The 19,209-nt window shown below is 70.1% G+C and carries 15 protein-coding genes and 1 pseudogene; 3 read left to right on the top strand and 13 right to left on the bottom strand.

The window, feature by feature from the left end; genetic code table 11:
• Position 1: 1 nt before the first annotated feature.
• Both KCH48_RS17605 and KCH48_RS17610 read right to left on the bottom strand, forming a co-directional pair.
• Positions 2 to 1,342: an MFS transporter gene (locus tag KCH48_RS17605; protein WP_210575175.1), complete on the bottom strand. Its 1,341-nt coding sequence runs from the start codon at positions 1,340 to 1,342 to the stop codon at positions 2 to 4.
• The gene (locus KCH48_RS17610; protein WP_210575177.1) at positions 1,339 to 1,914 is read right to left on the bottom strand and encodes a TetR/AcrR family transcriptional regulator; all 576 of its coding nucleotides are present in this window, start codon (positions 1,912 to 1,914) and stop codon (positions 1,339 to 1,341) included. The genes KCH48_RS17605 and KCH48_RS17610 overlap by 4 nt, the downstream gene beginning before the upstream one ends.
• Positions 1,915 to 1,989: 75 nt before the next feature.
• Here KCH48_RS17610 and KCH48_RS17615 point away from each other — a divergent pair, with 75 nt between their 5' ends.
• Positions 1,990 to 2,433, top strand: coding sequence for a PPOX class F420-dependent oxidoreductase (locus KCH48_RS17615; RefSeq protein ID WP_210575179.1), 444 nt, complete (start codon positions 1,990 to 1,992; stop codon positions 2,431 to 2,433).
• Positions 2,434 to 2,768: 335 nt separating this feature from the next.
• Here the strand turns inward: KCH48_RS17615 and KCH48_RS17620 are convergent.
• From KCH48_RS17620 to KCH48_RS17630, 3 genes and pseudogenes are all read right to left on the bottom strand, one after another.
• Positions 2,769 to 3,383 (bottom strand): annotated as a pseudogene (locus KCH48_RS17620) (IS200/IS605 family accessory protein TnpB-related protein); the annotation flags it as partial.
• Between the two features lie 250 nt (positions 3,384 to 3,633).
• Complete coding sequence (locus KCH48_RS17625; protein WP_210575180.1) at positions 3,634 to 4,980, bottom strand: MFS transporter; 1,347 nt, start codon at positions 4,978 to 4,980, stop codon at positions 3,634 to 3,636.
• 154 nt (positions 4,981 to 5,134) lie between these two features.
• Positions 5,135 to 5,800 (bottom strand): TetR/AcrR family transcriptional regulator, encoded by a 666-nt coding sequence (locus tag KCH48_RS17630; RefSeq protein WP_210575182.1) that lies wholly within the window; start codon positions 5,798 to 5,800, stop codon positions 5,135 to 5,137.
• Between the two features lie 156 nt (positions 5,801 to 5,956).
• Here KCH48_RS17630 and KCH48_RS17635 point away from each other — a divergent pair, with 156 nt between their 5' ends.
• Together KCH48_RS17635 and KCH48_RS17640 are read left to right on the top strand one after the other, a co-directional pair.
• Positions 5,957 to 6,835 (top strand): shikimate dehydrogenase, encoded by an 879-nt coding sequence (locus KCH48_RS17635; RefSeq protein ID WP_210575184.1) that lies wholly within the window; start codon positions 5,957 to 5,959, stop codon positions 6,833 to 6,835.
• 96 nt (positions 6,836 to 6,931) lie between these two features.
• Positions 6,932 to 8,716 (top strand): bifunctional sugar phosphate isomerase/epimerase/4-hydroxyphenylpyruvate dioxygenase family protein, encoded by a 1,785-nt coding sequence (locus KCH48_RS17640; protein WP_210575186.1) that lies wholly within the window; start codon positions 6,932 to 6,934, stop codon positions 8,714 to 8,716.
• Position 8,717: 1 nt separating this feature from the next.
• On the opposite strand, the gene KCH48_RS17645 is transcribed toward KCH48_RS17640, so the two are convergent.
• From KCH48_RS17645 to tkt, 8 genes are read right to left on the bottom strand one after another with little or no spacing between them, the layout of a single operon-like run.
• Positions 8,718 to 10,181 carry a membrane-associated oxidoreductase gene (locus KCH48_RS17645; RefSeq protein WP_210575188.1) on the bottom strand — a complete coding sequence of 488 codons (1,464 nt, stop codon included), beginning with the start codon at positions 10,179 to 10,181 and terminating at the stop codon, positions 8,718 to 8,720.
• 46 nt (positions 10,182 to 10,227) lie between these two features.
• Positions 10,228 to 10,815, bottom strand: coding sequence for a histidine phosphatase family protein (locus KCH48_RS17650; protein ID WP_210575190.1), 588 nt, complete (start codon positions 10,813 to 10,815; stop codon positions 10,228 to 10,230).
• 6 nt (positions 10,816 to 10,821) lie between these two features.
• Positions 10,822 to 11,700, bottom strand: a complete 879-nt coding sequence (gene gnd, locus KCH48_RS17655; protein WP_210575504.1) for a phosphogluconate dehydrogenase (NAD(+)-dependent, decarboxylating) — start codon at positions 11,698 to 11,700, stop codon at positions 10,822 to 10,824.
• Positions 11,701 to 11,711: 11 nt separating this feature from the next.
• Positions 11,712 to 13,400, bottom strand: a complete 1,689-nt coding sequence (pgi, locus tag KCH48_RS17660) for a glucose-6-phosphate isomerase (RefSeq protein WP_210575191.1) — start codon at positions 13,398 to 13,400, stop codon at positions 11,712 to 11,714.
• A complete protein-coding gene (gene opcA, locus KCH48_RS17665) occupies positions 13,393 to 14,328 on the bottom strand; it encodes a glucose-6-phosphate dehydrogenase assembly protein OpcA (protein WP_210575193.1) in 936 nt (311 codons plus the stop codon). Before opcA ends, pgi begins: the two co-directional genes overlap by 8 nt.
• Positions 14,325 to 15,869 carry a glucose-6-phosphate dehydrogenase gene (gene zwf / locus KCH48_RS17670; RefSeq protein ID WP_210575196.1) on the bottom strand — a complete coding sequence of 515 codons (1,545 nt, stop codon included), beginning with the start codon at positions 15,867 to 15,869 and terminating at the stop codon, positions 14,325 to 14,327. Before zwf ends, opcA begins: the two co-directional genes overlap by 4 nt.
• Entirely contained in the window at positions 15,866 to 17,005 is a 1,140-nt protein-coding gene (tal, locus tag KCH48_RS17675; protein ID WP_210575198.1) for a transaldolase, read from the bottom strand. Before tal ends, zwf begins: the two co-directional genes overlap by 4 nt.
• Before the next feature lie 27 nt (positions 17,006 to 17,032).
• Positions 17,033 to 19,108, bottom strand: coding sequence for a transketolase (gene tkt / locus KCH48_RS17680; RefSeq protein ID WP_210575199.1), 2,076 nt, complete (start codon positions 19,106 to 19,108; stop codon positions 17,033 to 17,035).
• Positions 19,109 to 19,209: the final 101 nt, after the last annotated feature.

Genomic DNA, 19,209 nt, shown 5'->3' on the forward strand with positions numbered 1-19,209 from the left:
CTCATGGTCGCGTAGGAACGCGTATACGGTCGCTCGGATGGGCATGATCGACGCCCGACGTGGCGGAAAGCACAGGCAACGCGAGCCCCGCCACCGCCCCGACCAAGGCCACCCCCACGAGCACGACCAGCGCAAACGCGTGTCCGAGCCCCATCAGCGGCGTCACGACAGCCACGCCCACCGTCGGCCCGACATTCATCGCGGTCTGCTGCAACCCGCCCGCCACCCCGGCCGACGCGACCGCTGCCTGCCGCACGACGACATGCGTGGCCGCCACCATCACGGTGCCGAACCCGGCCCCGAGCAGCGCGAAGCCGGTGCAGAGGGCGAGGGTGCCCGACGCCCGGGACAGGACCAGGATCCCGAGGGCGAGCACGACCATGGCCGCCACAGTCGTACGCCGCGCTCCGGCCCGGCGCAGCAGCACCGCGCACACCGGAGCCGCCGCCACCATCAGCACCGCCAGCGGCACACTGCGCAGCGCGCTCTGGAACGGGTCGAGACCGAGCGTGTCCTGGAGGACGTACGTCACCACGAACAGCGTTCCTGACAGCGCCGCCGACGCGGCGACCAGAATGCCGAGCGCCGAGCCGACCGCCGGGGAGCGGATCAGGTCCGGCGACAGCAGCGGGTCCGCCGTGCGCCGCTCATGCCGTAGGAAGAGGGCGGCAGCGACCAGGCCGAGCGCACTCGCGCCTGTCGGGCCGGAGACCAGGGTGTGGACCAGGCAGGCGAGGGCCACCGCGAGCAGAAGGGCGCCAGGGAGATCGAGCGCGGCGGAGGACTTCGGCCGCCGCGGGCGCCGTACGGAGAGTGCGAGCACGCCGAAGACCAGGGCGGGCACGACATTGAGGAAGAACACCGCCCGCCAGCCCACCCAGGCGACCAACGCCCCACCCACGAGCGGCCCGACGGCGGCCGCCACGCCGATCGCGCTCGTCCGGACGGCGATCGGCATGCGCAGCCGGTCGGGCGGATACGCGGCCCGCAGCATCCCCAGCGTCGCCGGTTGCAGCAACGCGCCGAACACCCCCTGGACGACCCGCAGTCCGATCACCCAGCCGACCCCGGGCGCCAGCCCGATCCCCGCCGACGCGGCCCCGAAGCCGAGCATGCCGAGGGCGAACAGCCGATGGTGCCCGTACCGGTCGCCCAGGCGTCCCGCGAACACGAGCAGGGAGGCGACGGCGATGAGATACCCGGTGCCGGTCCACTGGACCTCCGCGAAGGAGGCGCCCAGATCGCGCTGCAGGGTCGGCTGGGCGACCGTCAGCACGGTGCCGTCCAGGGCGACGATCGCCGCCCCCGACACACTCGCGGCGAGCGTGAGCCGGCGGTTCACCCGTCGCCCAGGTGGGCGTCGAGAGTCGCCCGGAGCAGCGGCTCGAAGTCCTCGGTGCCGGTGGCGAGTTGGAGACTGCCCCAGGTCCAGAGCTGGGCGATGCCGTGCAGGTTCGCCCACAGGGCGCCCGCGACGAGGCGGGCGTTCGTGTCGGGACGGGCACGGGTGATGAGATCCACCAGGCGTCCGAACAGGGGGAGGCTGGTGTCGCGTAGGCCCAAGTGGCCGCTCTCCAGCAGATCGTGACGGAACATCAGCTCGTACATGCCGCGGTTGTGCAGGGCGAACTCCAGATAGGCCCGAGCCAGTGTCGCGATCTGTTCCCTGGGGGTGCCCTCCCCGATCGCCGACGCCCGCTCCCCGAGTCGGGCGAAACCGACGCGCGCGATGGCGGACAGCAGCTCCAGGTGGGTGGGGAAGTGGTGGCGCGGCGCTCCGTGCGACACGCCGGCCCGGCGGGCGATCTCCCGCAGGGTCAGCGCCTGCGCGCCTTCCGTGGCCACCAGCTCCACACCGACGTCGATCAGGCGGGACCGCAGTCCGGTCTCGGATTCAGTTTCGGAGTCACGCATAGACACTGTCTACCAGGCGGCGTAGACAGTGTCTACTCCAGGGAACGGAAGGAACCTCGCACCCGTTGACCAGACATGACTCACGACTCGTCTCAGGACGCACTGCTGGCGCTGCTCTCCGAGACCAAGGCCGGCGTGCTGGTCACCCTCAAGCGCGACGGACGGCCCCAGCTGTCGAACGTCAACCACGCCTACTACCCGGACGAGCGGACCATCCGCGTCTCGATCACGGACGACCGCGCCAAGACCCGCAATCTGCGCCGGGACCCCCGGGCGTCGTACCACGTGACCACCCCCGACACCTGGGCGTACACGGTCGCCGAGGGCACGGCCCACCTCTCGCCCGTCGCGAAGGACCCGTACGACGAGACGGTCGAGGAGCTGATCCGGCTCTACCGGGACGTGCGGGGCGAGCATCCCGACTGGGACGACTACCGGGCCGCGATGGTCCGCGACGGGCGGGTGGTACTGCGGCTGCGGGTGGAGCGGGCCTACGGCATTCCCCGGCGCGCTCGCTAGGCCGCGCGGGCGTCCTCCGTACGCGTCTCGATCGATTCAAGTCGGTCTGTGGGACGCGGCGTTGATGTCCCGTCACCTGCCGCTAAGGTTGATCGAACCTGGGACACGGACGGGGGAGAGCGCGGCATGGTGGATCCGATCTCGGTGGGTGCCATCGGCGCGGTGCTCGGACCCGTCGGGACCGGTATGGCGAACGAAGCGGGCAGGTGGGCCTGGGAGTCGGCCGGTGGCCTGGTCCGCCGTATCGCCGGCCGGGAGGTGTCCACGCCGATCACGCCCTGGGCCAGGGCGGCCTGAAGCGGCATCGAGGGCGCCGCCGCCTGGTATTGCCAGGACGCGGCGAGGAACCAGCGTTCGGCTTCCCACTGCCTGCGCCACTGGCCCTCGGTGAGCTGGGCAGTAGCGAGGTGGTGGCGGGAGCGGGCCAGGCGCCTGCCGCCCCTCACCACATGCACGATCCCCGCCTCACGATTGGCTTGCTCGGCAGCCAGCCGGTCTTCGAGGACATGCAGGCGGCGGGCCTTGGCATGCCACTGTTGACGGGAACGGTAGCCGCCCGGTGTCTTCTTGCTGCCCTTCTTGCCGATCGGGAGCGACAACCGGTGCGCGATCGTGGCGATGCCCGCTTCCAGGCCCTGGATGTGGGCGGACTGGCAGCGACGGGCGAGCGCCCACTGATCATGCGTGGCCTTGGTGATACTGCCCGCCCACCGCGACGACGACACCGCCGTCAGCTCCCGCTTGCGCACGGCCCACGCGTCCGCGGAATGCTCCAGACCCTCTGCGCAGCGGGCCTTGAGGTCCTTCGAGGCGAGCGAACCAAGATGCGCGCCCACCAGCCCGAGAACCTTCTCGTCCTGCGGCGTCAGACACTTGAGGCGGGTCCGCACGGCGACACCGCTCGGGCCGGTCGCGACGAACGACTTGGCCAGTGACAGCAGCCCGCCCACCCCGTCACCCCCTGTCCGGCCCCGCCCGAAGATCCCGTCACCGCATCCAACGAGGCCCGACAGTAAAGGTCACACATTCGACGCGAGAAAACTTGTTCTCTCATGAAGGGTCCAGCGGCAGCAGCTTCGAACCCCCGACTCGGGCGGGTCCGTCGTGGCTGGTCGCGCCCACGCGGCGGAGCCGCATATCGATACAGCCCCGCGCCCCTTCGGGGCGCGGGGAACTGTATCCGTCTTCAGCCGTGCGGGGTCAGGCCGTCACCTTCTCCCGCTGGGCCGCCTCGCCGGGTGTCCGCTCGCCGAGGTGTTCCGTCGGCACCTTGTGGGTCTCGCGGGCCGTGAGGACGGCGATGACCGGCGGTACGCACAGGGCCGCGGTGAAGAGCGCCACCGACAACCAGTCGCTGCCGTCGGGGCCAGCGATCTGCGCGGCGAAGGTGACCGCGAAACCGGCCACGGCGAAACCGATCTGCGTGCCGATCGCCATGCCGGACAGGCGGACCCGGGTCGTGAACATCTCGCCGTAGAAGGATGGCCACACACCGTTCGCGGCGCTGTAGACGACACCGAAGGTGACGATGCCCAGCAGCAGGGTCAGCGGGTAGGAGCCCGTCGAGATCGACCACAGGTACAGGAACATCATGACCGCGCTGCCGGCGGCGCCGATCAGATAGACCGGGCGGCGTCCGATGCGGTCCGACAGGGTGGCCCACAGCGGGATCGCGGCGAGCGCGACGAGGTTCGCGAGCGCGCCCACCCACAGCATGGAGGAGCGGGACATGCCGACCGCGTCGCTGGTCGCGTATGCCAACGCCCAGACCGTGAAGATCGTGCTCACCGAGGCGATCAGCGCACCGGCGATCACCCGCAGGACGTCCGCCCAGTGCTCGCGCATCAGCACCACCAGCGGCAGCTTCACGACGCCCTCGGTGGCGGCCTGCTGGGCGAAGGCCGGTGTCTCCTCCAGCTTGCGGCGGATGACGTAGCCGACGACGGCGACCGCGATGCTCATCCAGAACGGAACCCGCCAGCCCCAGGACAGCAACTGGTCCTCGGGGAGCGCGGCGACCGGGATGAAGACGAGGGTGGCCAGCAGCTGCCCGCCCTGGGTGCCGCTGAGGGTGAAGCTGGTGAAGAAGCCGCGCCGGTTCGGTGGCGCGTGTTCCAGCGTCATGGAGTTGGCGCTGGCCTGCTCGCCCGCCGCCGAGATGCCCTGGAGGACCCGGCACAGCACCAGCAGCACCGGAGCGAGCGTGCCGATCTGGGCGCGGGTGGGCAGACAGCCGATCAGGAACGTCGACACGCCCATCAGGATCAGCGTGAAGACCATGATCTTCTTACGTCCGACCCGGTCGCCGAAGTGCCCGAGGAAGAGCGCGCCGATCGGCCGTGCCGCGTACGCCACACCGAACGTGGCCAGCGACAGCAGGGTCGCGGTGGCCGGGTCCGACTCGTCGAAGAAGACCTTGGGGAAGATCAGCGCGGCTGCGGATCCGTAGATGAAGAAGTCGTAGTACTCCAGGGCGCTGCCTATCCAGGCCGCGGTCGCGGCTTTCTTCGGCTGCCCGGGCGGGGCGGAGGGGGCGGGGACGGACACGGCGGCTCCTTTGAGGAAACTCCAACGTAAGGGGGAGTGAGCGGCGGGGAGAAGGGCCGGATCTTCGGCTAATTAACCCACTGGGTAGTTAGTCCCGGTGGGTAGGGATGTTGCGCGCGCGTTTCCCCGCTGTCAAGGGGTCGGTCGTGCGCGTTCAGTCCGTCGCGCGGTCCGCCGTGAGGTAGGCGATCACCATGTCGCCCAGCATGGTCCGGTAGTGCTCGCGCTGGGCCGGGGCCACCAGGTCGCGGCCGAACAGGGCGCCGAAGGTGTGCCGGTTGGCGACCCGGAAGAAGCAGAAGGAGCTGATCATCGCGTGCAGGTCCACGGCGTCGACGTCGGCGGTGAACAGCCCGGACTCCTGCCCTGCCTGAAGGATCCGGCCGATCACGTCCAGGGCCGGCGAACCGATCTTGCCGAGCTTCTCGGAGCCGGCGATGTGCTCGGCCTCGTGGATGTTCTCGATGCTGACCAGGCGGATGAAGTCGGGGTGCGCCTCATGGTGGTCGAAGGTCACCTCGGCCAGCCGCCGGATGGCCGCGACCGGGTCCAGATGCTCTACGTCGAGCTGCTGCTCCGCCTCGCGGATCACGCCGTACGCCCGCTCCAGCACGGCCGTGAACAGCTGCTCCTTGCCGCCGAAGTAGTAGTAGATCATCCGCTTCGTGGTGCGGGTGCGGGCGGCGATCTCGTCGACGCGGGCCCCCGCGTACCCGGACCGTGCGAACTCCTGCGTCGCGACGTCGAGGATCTCGGCCCGGGTGCGGGCGGCGTCACGGATGCGCCCGTTGTTGCGTGCCGGTTCGTCGACGCTGGTCATCCGGGTTCCTTAGGGCAGGCGGTCCAGTGCCGGTGATTGTAGAAGCAGGCGCCCGTGCCTGGTTTCGGGTTTCCGGCTGGGGCTTCCCCTGGTCGACGGCTGCTGATATAGCTAACGTACTAGTTCGTACATTAGTGAGCCGCTCAGGAGGTCCGCGTGGCCAAGGACTCGTATCTCGTCGGGCTGATCGGTGCGGGCATCGGACCGTCGCTCAGCCCGGCTCTGCACGAGCGGGAGGCCGACCGTCAGGGGCTGCGCTATCTGTACCGGCTCATCGACATCGACACGCTCGGTGTCGGGCCCGAGGCCGTGGGAGACCTGGTGCGTGCGGCGCGGGACCTGGGGTTCGACGGGCTCAACATCACGCACCCGTGCAAGCAGCTCGTGATCGAGCACCTGGACGCGCTCGCTCCGCAGGCCGAGGCGCTCGGTGCGGTCAACACGGTCGTCTTCGAGGACGGTCGTGCGGTCGGGCACAACACGGACGTCACCGGGTTCGCCGCGTCGTTCGCGCGCGGGCTTCCGGATGTGCCTCTGGAGCGGGTCGTGCAGTTGGGGGCGGGGGGTGCGGGTGCGGCCGTTGCGCATGCGATGCTCACGCTGGGTGCGGAGCGGGTCACTGTCGTGGACGCGTTGCGGGATCGCGCTGCGGGTCTTGCCGGGGCGCTGAACCGGCACTTTGGCGAGGGGCGGGCGGCTGTCGGTACGCCGGACCGGCTGGGCCGGCTGCTCGCTCAGGCGGACGGGGTCGTGCATGCCACGCCGACCGGTATGGCGGCGCACCCGGGGTTGCCCTTTTCCGCGGAGCTGCTTCATCCCGGGTTGTGGGTCGCTGAGGTTGTCTATCGGCCTCTGGAGACGGAGCTGCTGCGTGTGGCCCGTGAGGTTGGCTGCGCCGCTTTGGACGGGGGTGGGATGGCTGTGTTCCAGGCGGTGGATGCGTTCCGTCTCTTCACCGGCCGTGAGCCCGATAGTGCGCGAATGCTGGCCGACATTGCGGAGATGGGCGGGGTTGTGGAGAGCTCGGCGGGCTAGGTGGTGTGTCGGGTGCGGGTCGTTTGTGGTTGATCGCGCAGTTCCCCGCGCCCCTGAAGGGGCGCTGTCGTTCGGCGAGTTGAAGGAGCACCCTCCATGCGTACATCCATCGCCACCGTCTCCCTCAGTGGATCCCTCACCGAGAAGCTCACCGCCGCTTCCCGGGCCGGGTTCGACGGGGTGGAGATCTTTGAGAATGATCTGCTGGCCAGTCCTCGTGGCCCGGAGGAGATTCGGAGCTGTTGTGCCGACCTTGGGCTGAGTATTGATCTCTATCAGCCGATGCGGGACATCGAGGCTGTGCCGGACGGGGAGTTCGCTCGCAATTTGCGGCGGGCGCGGCACAAGTTCGAGTTGATGCGGAGGCTGGGGGCCGACACCGTTCTGGTCTGCTCCAGTGTTTCCCCGCTGGCAGAGGACGATGACGCGCTGGCGGCCTGGCATTTGCGGCAACTGGCGGAGCTGGCTCAGGAGTTCGGGGTGCGGGTGGCGTACGAGGCGTTGGCGTGGGGGCGGCATGTCAGTACGTACGACCATGCCTGGCGGATTGTCGAGGCCGCCGATCATCCCGCGCTCGGTACCTGTCTGGACAGCTTCCATATCCTCTCGCGCGGTTCGGATCCCAAGGGCATCGAGGGGATCCCGGGTGAGAAGATCTTCTTCCTTCAGCTGGCCGACGCCCCGCTGCTGGCGATGGACGTCCTGCAGTGGAGCCGCCACTACCGCTGCTTCCCCGGCCAGGGCGGCTTCGACGTCGCGGGTCTTCTCCAGCATGTGATCCGTGCCGGATACGACGGCCCGCTCTCCCTGGAGGTCTTCAACGACGTCTTCCGACAGGCCGAGGCCGGTCCCACCGCCGTGGACGCCCACCGCTCCCTGCTGGTCCTCCAGGAGACGGTCGGTCTGGCCACGCCGCCCGCTCCCGTCGTCCCCACCGGTGTCGCCTTCGCCGAACTGGTCACGCCCGATGCCGAACCCGTCGCTGCGGTGCTCGGCGCGCTGGGCTTCGCCCGTACCGCACGGCACCGCAGCAAACCGGTCGACCTCTGGCAGCAGGGCGAGGCACGCGTCCTGGTCAACACCGGTCCGGCCGTCCGCCGCGACGGCACCGGACTCGCCGCGATCGGCCTGGAGTCACCGGACCCCATGGGCGCGTCCCGTCGTGCCGAGGCCCTGCTGGCGCCGGTGCTGCCGCGTCGCCGTGCCGCCGAGGACGCCCCGCTCGACGCCGTGGCGGCGCCCGACGGCACGGAACTCTTCTTCTGCGCCTCCGGGGCGAGGCCCGAACTCCCCGACTGGCGGGGCGACTTCGAGGACTTGGCCGTCGGGAAGGGCGCGGCGCACGTCACCCGCATCGACCATCTCGCCCTCACCCAGCCCTGGCACCACTTCGACGAGGCGGCCCTCTTCCACCGCAGCGTGCTCGGCCTGCACGCGCAGGAAAGCGTCGACGTGGCCGACCCGTACGGCCTGCTGCGCAGCCGCGCTGTCACCAACGCGGACGGCAGCGTACGGATCGCGCTCACCGTCTCGGCGGCACCCACCGACGACACGGTCCACGCCCAGCACATCGCGCTCGCCACGGACGACGTGGTCGCCGCGGCCCGCCGCTTCCGTGACTCCGGTGGCCGGCTGCTGCCGATCCCCGCCAACTACTACGACGACCTGGCCGCCCGGTACGAGTTCGCCGACGGTGAGTTGGCGACCTACCGGGAGCTCGGCATCCTCTACGACCGGGACGCGGAGGGCGAGTTCCGCCACTGCTACACGCACACGATCGGGCGGATCTTCTTCGAACTGGTCCAGCGGGACGGCGGCTACCGCGGTTACGGCGCCCCGAACGCGCCGGTGCGGCTGGCGGCGCAGCACGCGGTGACGTGACTCATTGGCGGCTGACGGTCCTGGTCACGCCGGTGACGACGGTCGTGGCGAGGATCCAGCCGGTGATGATGAGGACGTAGGACAGCCACTGGTACCCGCCCTCCGGTGCGAAGGCGCTCTCCTGCCCGAAGGAGATCACCGGCAGCAGCAGGTCGAGCGTGTAGAACACCGGGTTGAAGGACGGGGCCTCGGACGGCTTCAGCGGGGGCGGGTGGTGCAGCGCGTACGCGATCGAGCCGACGGCGAGCAGGGAGAGCAGCCAGCCGAAGGCGCGCAAGGGGCGGAAGCCGTAGCCGACCGTGGCGTCCTGGACGTGGCCCCACAGGCGTCCGTACCAGCCGAGCGTGGAGCGGTGGCGGCGCTGCTTGGCGAGCTGGACGAGCCTGGCCGCGTGGTCGTCGCCGATGCGACGGTAGGCAGCGGTCAACTGCTCGTAGGCGTAGGGGACATAGCCCTCGGCGTCCCGCTCGAGCATGGGCAGTCGGCGCTCGGCCGGCTCGTGCGGGGTGAGGGACGTATAGGTGAGGTTGTCGAGCCGGAGCCGGTCCGGGACCACCTCCGGCTCCAGGAACAGGACGTCGATCTGGGCGCGGCGCAGGTTCAGAGTGCCCTGCGGGGGCGGGCCCTTGCGCAGCCACAGCTCCCCGATGGTGCAGCTGGTCGCCCGTAGCGCGGCATCGCCCGGATTCGACAGGCGTGCGTACGACAGGTCGAGGCGGCCGGCGATTCGGGCGCCCTTCAGGCCGATCCATCCACGGGCGTGCGCGCGCTTCAGTGCGAGGTCTCCCTCTACGGTGAGGGCCATCGCGTCGAGGACGGCGTCACCCGGGTTCTCGCATCGCGCGTCGGTGAGGTTGACCGTCCCGGTGACGTTCGCGCCGTTGAGACGTATCTGCCCGTGGGTCACCAGCCCCGGTGCCCACAGGTCGCCCCCGAGAGCCGCCTGGTTGAGCTGGAGCACGGGCTCCTCGGCGTCCGGCGCGTCGATCTGTGCGCTCTCCATGTACAGGCTCCCGGCGAGCTGCGCCCCGCCGAGCCGCACCGGTCCCCGGAACACGGTCCGCGTCGCCCGCAGGGTGCCGTCCACCCGCAGGGCCTGGGCGGTGAGCCCGGGCAGGTCGGACTCGCTGAGGTTGAGCTCGCGGAGCCGGGCGGCGTACAGCCGTGGGGTCTCGTCGAAGTGGCAGCGTCTGAGCCGCGCGGGGTGCTCGATCGTCGCGTACTGAAGGTCGAGCACCCCGGTGATACGAGCGCCCGCAAGCTTCAGCGACGCTATTTCACCGTCCTCCTGGGGGCCGTTGAGAAGCAGCGACCTCAACACGGCCGCGCGGACGGAGCGTTCCGGCCCCCAGTCCGCTCCGTTCCCCACATCTTCGCCGGCTGCGGAACGCAAGTCCACGGACTCCCCGTGGGAAAAGGCCTGCCACACGCGCAGTTCGGTCGGCGTCAGATCGTTCGGCTCCATCGTCGGCGACTCTGACCTGACCGAACCACGCGTGTCAACAACGTACTTACGGCCGCGTGTTCCACTCCGCGATCACCGGTCGCCCGTGTTCCGTCGACAGCCGGCTCACCGTCCCCGTCGCCAACTGGAACAGCCGTCCCTCTGCCGGGGACAGCCCCAGCCGCCGTGCGGTCAGGACGCGGAGGAAGTGGCCGTGGGCGACGAGGATCACGTCACCGTCGGCGAGGGCGGCGTCGGCCCGGGACAGGACGCGGTCCGCGCGGGCGCCGACCTGGGCGGGTGACTCGCCGGGGTGTCCCGCCGGGCCCGGTGGCACGCCGTCCGTCCACAGGTACCAGTCGGGGCGGGTGCGGTGGATGTCGACGGTGGTGACGCCCTCGTACGCGCCGTAGTCCCACTCGTGCAGATCCTCGTCGGGCACGACCCCGGACAGTCCCGCCAGTTCGGCGGTGTGGAGCGCACGGTGCAGCGGGCTGGACAGCGCCAGGGAGAAGGTCCGGTGGGCGAGGAGCGGGGCGAGAGACTTGGCCTGTTCCTCGCCGTGCCCGGTGAGGGGCAGGTCGGTCCAGCTGGTGTGCCGGCCCGACACGCTCCACTCCGTCTCACCGTGGCGGACCAGCAGAAGATCCCCCACGGCCGGCTACTCCTTCGGCTCGACGGCGTGGCCGCCGAACTGGTTGCGCAGCGCCGCGACCATCTTCATCTGCGGAGAGTCGTCCTGGCGCGAGGCGAACCGGGCGAACAGGGACGCCGTGATGGCGGGCAGCGGGACCGAGTTGTCGATGGCGGCCTCCACGGTCCAGCGGCCCTCGCCGGAGTCCTCCGCGTAGCCGCGCAGCTTGTCCAGGTGCTCGTCCTGGTCGAGGGCGTTGACGGCGAGGTCGAGCAGCCAGGAGCGGATGACCGTGCCCTCCTGCCAGGACCGGAAGACCGCGCGCACGTCGGTCACGGAGTCGACGGCCTCCAGCAGCTCCCAGCCCTCGGCGTAGGCCTGCATCATGGCGTACTCGATGCCGTTGTGGACCATCTTCGAGAAGTGGCCCGCGCCCACCTTGCCCGCGTGGACATAGCCGTACGGGCCTTCCGGCTTGAGTGCCTCGAAGATGGGCTGGAGCCGCTCCACGTGCTCCTTGTCGCCGCCGACCATCAGGGCGTAGCCGTTCTCCAGGCCCCACACGCCGCCGGAGACACCGGCGTCGACGAAGCCGACGCCCTTGGCGCCGAGTTCCTCGGCGTGTTGCTCGTCGTCGGTCCAGCGGGAGTTGCCGCCGTCGACGACGATGTCGCCGGGCTGGAGGAGGTCGCCGAGTTCGTCGACGACGGACTGGGTGGCGGCGCCTGCCGGGACCATCACCCAGATGGTGCGCGGCGCTTCGAGCCGCTCGACCAGTTCGGTCAGGCTGCCGACGTCGGAGACCTCGGGGTTGCGGTCGTAGCCGACGACGGTGTGGCCGGCGCGGCGGATCCGCTCGCGCATGTTGCCGCCCATCTTGCCGAGGCCGATGAGCCCCAGTTGCATCGGTGCCATGATCAGTTCTCTTCCTTGAGTTCGCGGTAGGCGGCCACGAGGGCGGCGGTGGAGGGATCGAGACCGGGCACCTCTGTGCCCTCGGTCAGTGCGGGCTCTACCCGCTTGGCGAGGACCTTGCCCAGCTCGACGCCCCACTGGTCGAAGGAGTCGATGTGCCAGATCGCGCCCTGCACGAACACCTTGTGCTCGTACAGCGCGACCAGCTGGCCGAGGACCGAGGGGGTCAGCTCGGGGGCGAGGATGGTGGTGGTCGGGTGGTTGCCGAGGAAGGTGCGGTGGGGGATCTGCTCCTCGGGTACGCCCTCCGCGCGCACCTCGTCGGCGGTCTTGCCGAAGGCGAGCGCCTGTCCCTGTGCGAACAGGTTGGCCATCAACAGGTCGTGCTGAGCCTTGAGTTCATCGCTCAGCTCGCCGACGGGCCGGGCGAAGCCGATCAAGTCGGCGGGGATCAGCCGGGTGCCCTGGTGGATCAACTGGTAGTAGGCGTGCTGCCCGTTGGTGCCGGGCGTGCCCCACACCACCGGACCGGTGGTCCAGCCCACCGGGTGCCCGTCGCGGTCGACCGACTTGCCGTTGGACTCCATGTCGAGCTGCTGCAAGTAGGCCGTGAACTTGGAGAGGTAGTGGCTGTACGGCAGCACCGCGTGCGACTCGGCCTCGAAGAAGTTGCCGTACCAGACGCCCAGCAGGCCCAGGAGCAGTGGGGCGTTGGCCTCGGCGGGCGCGTTCTTGAAGTGCTCGTCGACGATGTGGAAGCCGTCGAGCATCTCCCGGAACCGGTCCGGGCCGATGGCGATCATCAGGGAGAGCCCGATCGCCGAGTCGAACGAGTAGCGGCCGCCGACCCAGTCCCAGAACTCGAACATGTTGTCCGGGTCGATACCGAACTCGGTGACCTTCCCGGCGTTCGTCGACAGCGCGACGAAGTGCCGGGCCACCGCCTTGTCTCCCCCACTCTCGAATTCGCTCGAGCGGGAGGTGCCCCCATCGCCCAGCCCGGCGAGCAGCCAGGACCGCGCGGATGTGGCGTTGGTGATCGTCTCGATCGTGGTGAACGTCTTCGACGCGACGATGAACAGCGTCTCCGCCGGGTCCAGATCGCGGACGGCCTCGTGCAGGTCGGCGCCGTCGACGTTCGACACGAAGCGGAACGTCAACTCCCGTGCGGTGTACGGGCGCAGCGCCGCGTACGCCATCGCCGGGCCCAGGTCGGAGCCGCCGATGCCGATGTTGACGACATTGCGGATCCGCTTGCCGGTGTGGCCGGTCCACTCGCCCGAGCGGACGCGGTGCGCGAAGCCGGCCATCTTGTCGAGGACGGCGTGCACGCCCGGGACGACGTTCTCGCCGTCGACCTCGATCACCGCGTCCCGCGGGGCGCGCAGCGCGGTGTGCAGCACGGCGCGGTCCTCGGTGATGTTGATGCGGTCGCCGCGGAACATGGCGTCGCGCAGCCCGAACACCTCGGTGGCGGCGGCGAGTTCCTGGAGCAGCGCCAGCGTCTCGTCGGTGATCAGGTGCTTGGAGTAGTCGATGCGCAGATCGCCGACGCGTACGACGTACCGCTCAGCCCGCCCGGGATCGTCCGCGAACAGCTCACGCAGCCGGGGACGTTGCAACGCGTCGGCGCGATGGTCCTCCAGGGCCGTCCACTCGGGCCGCCGGGTCGGCTTGGGGAAGTCAGACATGGGAGACGGTCTCCTTGGTGCCCACGCCCCGCAGAGCGATGGCGTACATCTCGTCCGCGTCGAGGCGTCGCAGCTCCTCGGCGATGAGTTCGGAGGTGGTGCGGACCTTCAGGGCGAGGGTGCGTGAAGGCTGGCCTGGCAGGGAGAGCGTGGCCAGCGGGCCCTCGGGGCGGTCGATGACGATCTCGCCGTTCGCGGTGCCGAGGCGGACCGCCGTGACGAGCGGACCGGCGGTGACGACCCGGTCGACGGTGACTCCGAGACGGGCCTCCAGCCAGCGGGCCAGCAGTTCGGCCGCCGGGTTCTCCTCCTCGGCCTCCACGGCCGCCGAGGTCACCTCCACCCGGGCCTGGTCCAGGGCCGCGGCCAGCATCGAGCGCCACGGGGTCAGCCGGGTCCAGGCGAGGTCGGTGTCGCCGGGCGCGTAGGAGCGGACCCGGGTCGCGAGGACCCGCAGCGGGTCGTCCACGGCGTACAGGTCGGTGATCCGGCGCTGGGACAGCGCGCCCAGCGGGTCCTTCGCCGGGTTCTCGGGCGCCTCCGCCGGCCACCACACGACGACCGGCGCGTCCGGCAGCAGCAGCGGCAGGACGACGGAGTCGGCGTGGTCGGACACCTCGCCGTACGTCCGCAGGATCACCGTCTCGCCGGTGCCCGCGTCGGCGCCCACCCGGACCTCGGCGTCGAGGTGGGAGGCGGTGCGGTCGCGCGGGGTGCGGGCGTGGCGCTTGATGACGACCAGGGTGCGCGCGGGGTGCTCGTGCGAGGCCTCCTCGGCCGCCTTGATCGCGTCGTAGGCGTTCTCCTCGTCCGTGACGATGACCATCGTCAGGACCATGCCCACCGCGGGTGTGCCGATGGCGCGGCGCCCCTGTACCAGCGCCTTGTTGATCTTGCTTGCCGTGGTGTCGGTCAGGTCGATCTTCATGGCCTGCGCCAGCTCCGTCCGTCTCGTGCGAGCATCTCGTCGGCTTCCTCGGGTCCCCAGCTGCCCGAGGCGTACTGCGCGGGCCTGCCGTGGTCCGCCCAGTACTTCTCGATCGGATCGAGGATCTTCCAGGACTCTTCCACTTCCTGGTGACGCGGGAACAGGTTGGCGTCGCCCAGAAGGACGTCGAGGATGAGCCGCTCGTACGCCTCCGGACTCGACTCCGTGAACGATTCGCCGTACGCGAAGTCCATCGACACGTCCCGGATCTCCATCGAGGTGCCCGGCACCTTGGACCCGAACCGGACCGTCATGCCCTCGTCGGGCTGGACGCGGATGACGATCGCGTTCTGGCCGAGTTCCTCGGTCGCCGTCGAGTCGAACGGCGAGTGCGGTGCCCGCTTGAAGACGACCGCGATCTCGGTGACGCGGCGGCCCAGCCGCTTGCCGGTGCGCAGATAGAAGGGGATGCCCGCCCAGCGCCGGTTGTCGACCTCCAGCTTGATCGCCGCGTAGGTGTCGGTCGCCGACCTGGAGTCGATGCCGTCCTCCTGGAGGTACCCGGGCACCTTCGCGCCGCCCTGCCAGCCCTCCGCGTACTGCGCGCGGACCGTGTGCTCGCCCAGGTTCTCGGGCAGCCGCACCGACTTCAGGACCTTCAGCTTCTCGGTCAGCAGCGACTCCGCGTCGAACGCGATGGGCTCCTCCATCGCGGTGAGCGCCATCAGCTGGAGCAGGTGGTTCTGGATGACGTCACGGGCGGCGCCGATGCCGTCGTAGTAGCCGGCCCGCCCCCCGATGCCGATGTCCTCGGCCATCGTGATCTGGATGTGGTCGACGTACGACCGGTTCCAGATCGGCTCGTACATCTGGTTGGCGAAGCGGAGCGCCAGGATGTTCTGGACGGTCTCCTTGCCGAGGTAGTGGTCGATCCGGAAGACCTGGTCCGGCTCGAACACGTCGTGCACGAGCGCGTTCAGCTCACGGGCGCTGGCGAGGTCGCGGCCGAACGGCTTCTCGATCACGGCCCGCCGCCACGAACCCTCGGGCGCGTTCGCAAGGCCGTGCTTCTTGAGCTGCTGGACGACCTTCGGGAAGAACTTCGGCGGTACGGAGAGATAGAAGGCGTAGTTGCCGCTGGTGCCCCGCGAGGCATCCAACTCGTCGACGGCGGCCCGGAGTTGCTTGAACGCCTGGTCGTCGTCGAAGTCACCCGGGATGAACCGCATGCCCTCGGAGAGCTGATGCCAGACCTCCTCACGGAACTCCGTACGCGCATGCTCGCGGACCGAGTCGTGCACGACCTGCGCGAAGTCCTGGTCCTCCCAGTCGCGCCGGGCGAAGCCGACGAGGGAGAAGCCCGGCGGCAGCATGCCGCGGTTGGCGAGGTCGTACACCGCGGGCATCAGCTTCTTGCGGGACAGGTCGCCGGTGACGCCGAAGATGACGAGCCCGGACGGGCCCGCGATCCGGGGGAGCCGGCGGTCACGGGCGTCGTGCAGCGGGTTGGCCCACTCGGCCTCGGTCAGTTCCTCGCTCATTCCCCGTCGACCCCCTTGCCGCTCAGCGACTTTCCCACGGCGTCCAGCAGGTCCTGCCAGGCCACCGCGAACTTGGCGACGCCCTCGTCCTCCAGCTGCCGCACGACCTGGTCGTAAGAGATCCCGAGCGTTTCTACGGCGGCCAGGTCGGCGCGTGCCTGGGCGTAGCCGCCGCTCACCGTGTCGCCGGTGATCACGCCGTGGTCGGCGGTGGCGTTCAGCGTGGCCTCCGGCATCGTGTTGACGGTGCCGGGCGCGACCAGCTCGTCGACGTACAGCGTGTCCTTGTACGCCGGGTCCTTCACGCCGGTCGAGGCCCACAGCGGGCGCTGCTTGTTGGCGCGGGCGCCGCCGAGGGCGGTCCAGCGGGTGCCCCCGAAGACCTCCTCGTACGCCTCGTAGGCGAGCCGCGCGTTGGCGAGCGCCGCCCTGCCCTTCAGGGCGCGGGCCTCGTCCGTGCCCAGCACCGTCAGCCGCTTGTCGATCTCGCTGTCGACGCGGGAGACGAAGAAGGAGGCCACGGAGTGGATGGTGGCGAGGTCGAGGCCCTTCGCGGCGGCCTTCTCCAGACCCGCGAGGTAGGCGTCCATGACTTCGCGGTAGCGCTCCAGCGAGAAGATCAGCGTGACATTGACGCTGATACCGAGGCCGATGACCTCGGTGATCGCCGGGAGACCGGCCTTCGTCGCCGGAATCTTGATCATCACGTTGGGCCGGTCGACCAGCCAGGCGAGCTGCTTGGCCTCGGCGATCGTCGCCTTGGTGCGGTGCGCCAGCCGCGGGTCGACCTCGATGGAGACCCGGCCGTCCCGTCCGCCGGTCGCGTCGTACACCGGCCGCAGGATGTCGGCGGCGGCCCGGACGTCGGCGGTGGTCATCATCCGTACGGCCTCGTCGACCGTCACATCGCGCGCGGCGAGGTCGGCGAGCTGCTCCTCGTAGCCCTCACCCGAGCCGATCGCGGCCTGGAAGATCGACGGGTTGGTGGTGACGCCGACGACGTGCTTGCCGGCGATGAGTTCGGCGAGGTTGCCGGAGGTGATCCGCTTGCGGGACAGGTCGTCCAGCCAGATGGAGACGCCCTCGTCGGACAGGCGCTGGAGGGCTTCCGCGGGGGCGGTCGCTTCGGTGGTCACAGTGTCATCCTCTTTCTGGCGATCGGTTCAGGCACGCGCGGCGGCGAGGGAGGCCCGGGCCGCGGCGGCGACGTTCTCGGCGGTGAATCCGTACTCGGCGAACAGGGTCTTGGCGTCGGCGGAGGCGCCGAAGTGCTCCAGCGAGACGATGCGTCCCGCGTCCCCCACGAAGCGGTACCACGTCAGGCTCACCCCGGCCTCCACGGCGACCCGCGCCCGCACGGACGGCGGAAGGACGCTCTCGCGGTACTCACGCGGCTGCTCCTCGAACCACTCCACGGACGGCATCGACACCACCCGGGTGCCCACACCCTCGGCCTCCAGCTCCTCGCGCGCGGCGACCGCGAGCTGGACCTCCGAGCCGGTGGCGATCAGGATCACCTCCGGCGTCGCGGTGGAGGACTCACGCAGGACGTAACCGCCCTTGGCAGCGGCCTCGTTGCGCGCGTACGTCGGCACGCCCTGCCGGGTCAGCGCGAGGCCGTGCGGCGCCGGGTTGGTGGCGTGCCGCTGGAGGATCTCCGCCCAGGCGACGGCGGTCTCGTTGGCGTCGGCGGGCCGGACGATGTTCAGGCCCGGAATGGCGCGCAGCGAGGCCAGATGCTCGACCGGCTGGTGCGTCGGGCCGTCCTCGCCGAGCCCGATGGAGTCATGCGTCCACACGTACGTCACCGGCAGCTGCATCAGCGCCGACAGGCGCACCGCGTTGCGCATGTAGTCGGAGAACACCAGGAAGGTGCCGCCGTAGATCCGGGTGTTGCCGTGCAGCGCGATGCCGTTCATCGCCGCGGCCATGGAGTGCTCGCGGATGCCGAAGTGGACCGTACGGCCGTACGGGTCGGCCTCCGGCAGCGGGTTGCCCTTTGGCAGGAACGACGACGTTTTGTCGATGGTGGTGTTGTTGGAGCCGGCCAGGTCGGCGGAGCCGCCCCACAGCTCGGGCAGTACCGGCCCGAGCGCCTGGAGGATCTTGCCGGAGGCGGCGCGGGTGGCGAGGGACTTGCCCTCCTCGAAGACCGGAAGCGCGGACTCCCAGCCCTCGGGCAGCTGGCCGGCCACGACCCGGTCGAAGAGCCGGGCGCGCTCGGCATTGGAGTTGCGCCACTCGGCGATCCGCTTGTCCCAGGCGGCGTGCGCCTCGGCGCCCCGGTCGAGGGCGGTACGGGTGTGGGCGAGGACGTCGCCCGCGACCTCGAAGGTCCGCTCCGGGTCGAAGCCGAGGACGCGCTTGGTGGCGGCCACCTCGTCCGCACCGAGCGCCGAGCCGTGCGAAGCCTCGGTGTTCTGCGCGTTCGGGGCGGGCCAGGCGATGATCGTGCGCATCGCGATGATCGAGGGGCGCCCGGTTTCGGCCTGCGCGGCCTTCAGCGCCGTGTGGAGGGCGTGGACATCGATGTCGCCGTCGGCGGCGGGCTCGATGCGCTGGGTGTGCCAGCCGTAGGCCTCGTACCGCTTCAGGACGTCCTCGGAGAAGGCCGTCGCGGTGTCGCCCTCGATGGAGATGTGGTTGTCGTCGTACAGGAAGACCAGGTTGCCGAGCTTCTGGTGCCCCGCGAGCGAGGAGGCCTCCGCGGAGATCCCCTCCTCCAGGTCGCCGTCGGAGACGATCGCCCAGATGGTGTGGTCGAAGGGGGACTCGCCCTCGGCCGCCTCGGGATCGAACAGGCCGCGCTCGTACCGGGCGGCCATCGCCATGCCGACGGCGTTCGCGACGCCCTGGCCGAGCGGACCGGTCGTGGTCTCGACACCCGCCGTGTGCCCGTACTCGGGATGACCCGGCGTCTTCGACCCATGGGTCCGGAACGCCTTGAGGTCGTCCAGCTCCAGCTCGTACCCGGCGAGGAAGAGCTGGGTGTAGAGGGTGAGCGAGGTGTGGCCGGGGGAGAGAACGAAACGATCCCGCCCGGTCCACTCGGGATCGGCGGGATCGTGACGCATCACCTTCTGAAAGATCGTGTACGCGGCCGGGGCCAGGCTCATCGCGGTGCCGGGGTGCCCGTTCCCCACTCGCTGTACCGCATCGGCCGCCAGGATGCGGGCGGTGTCGACGGCACGCCGGTCGAGCTCGGTCCACTCGAGTCGGTCTGATGTCTGCGCGCTCATCTTCAAGAAGTCCTCACGGGGAGTGTCTGACCAGCGGAACGCCTTCAAAAATAAAAGTCTGACTTTTCAGAGGGAAGGTCATCGTGTGCCAGCCTGTGGTG

Origin of the sequence: Streptomyces sp. GESEQ-4, assembly GCF_017948455.1 — a bacterium.
GTDB lineage: Bacteria > Actinomycetota > Actinomycetes > Streptomycetales > Streptomycetaceae > Streptomyces.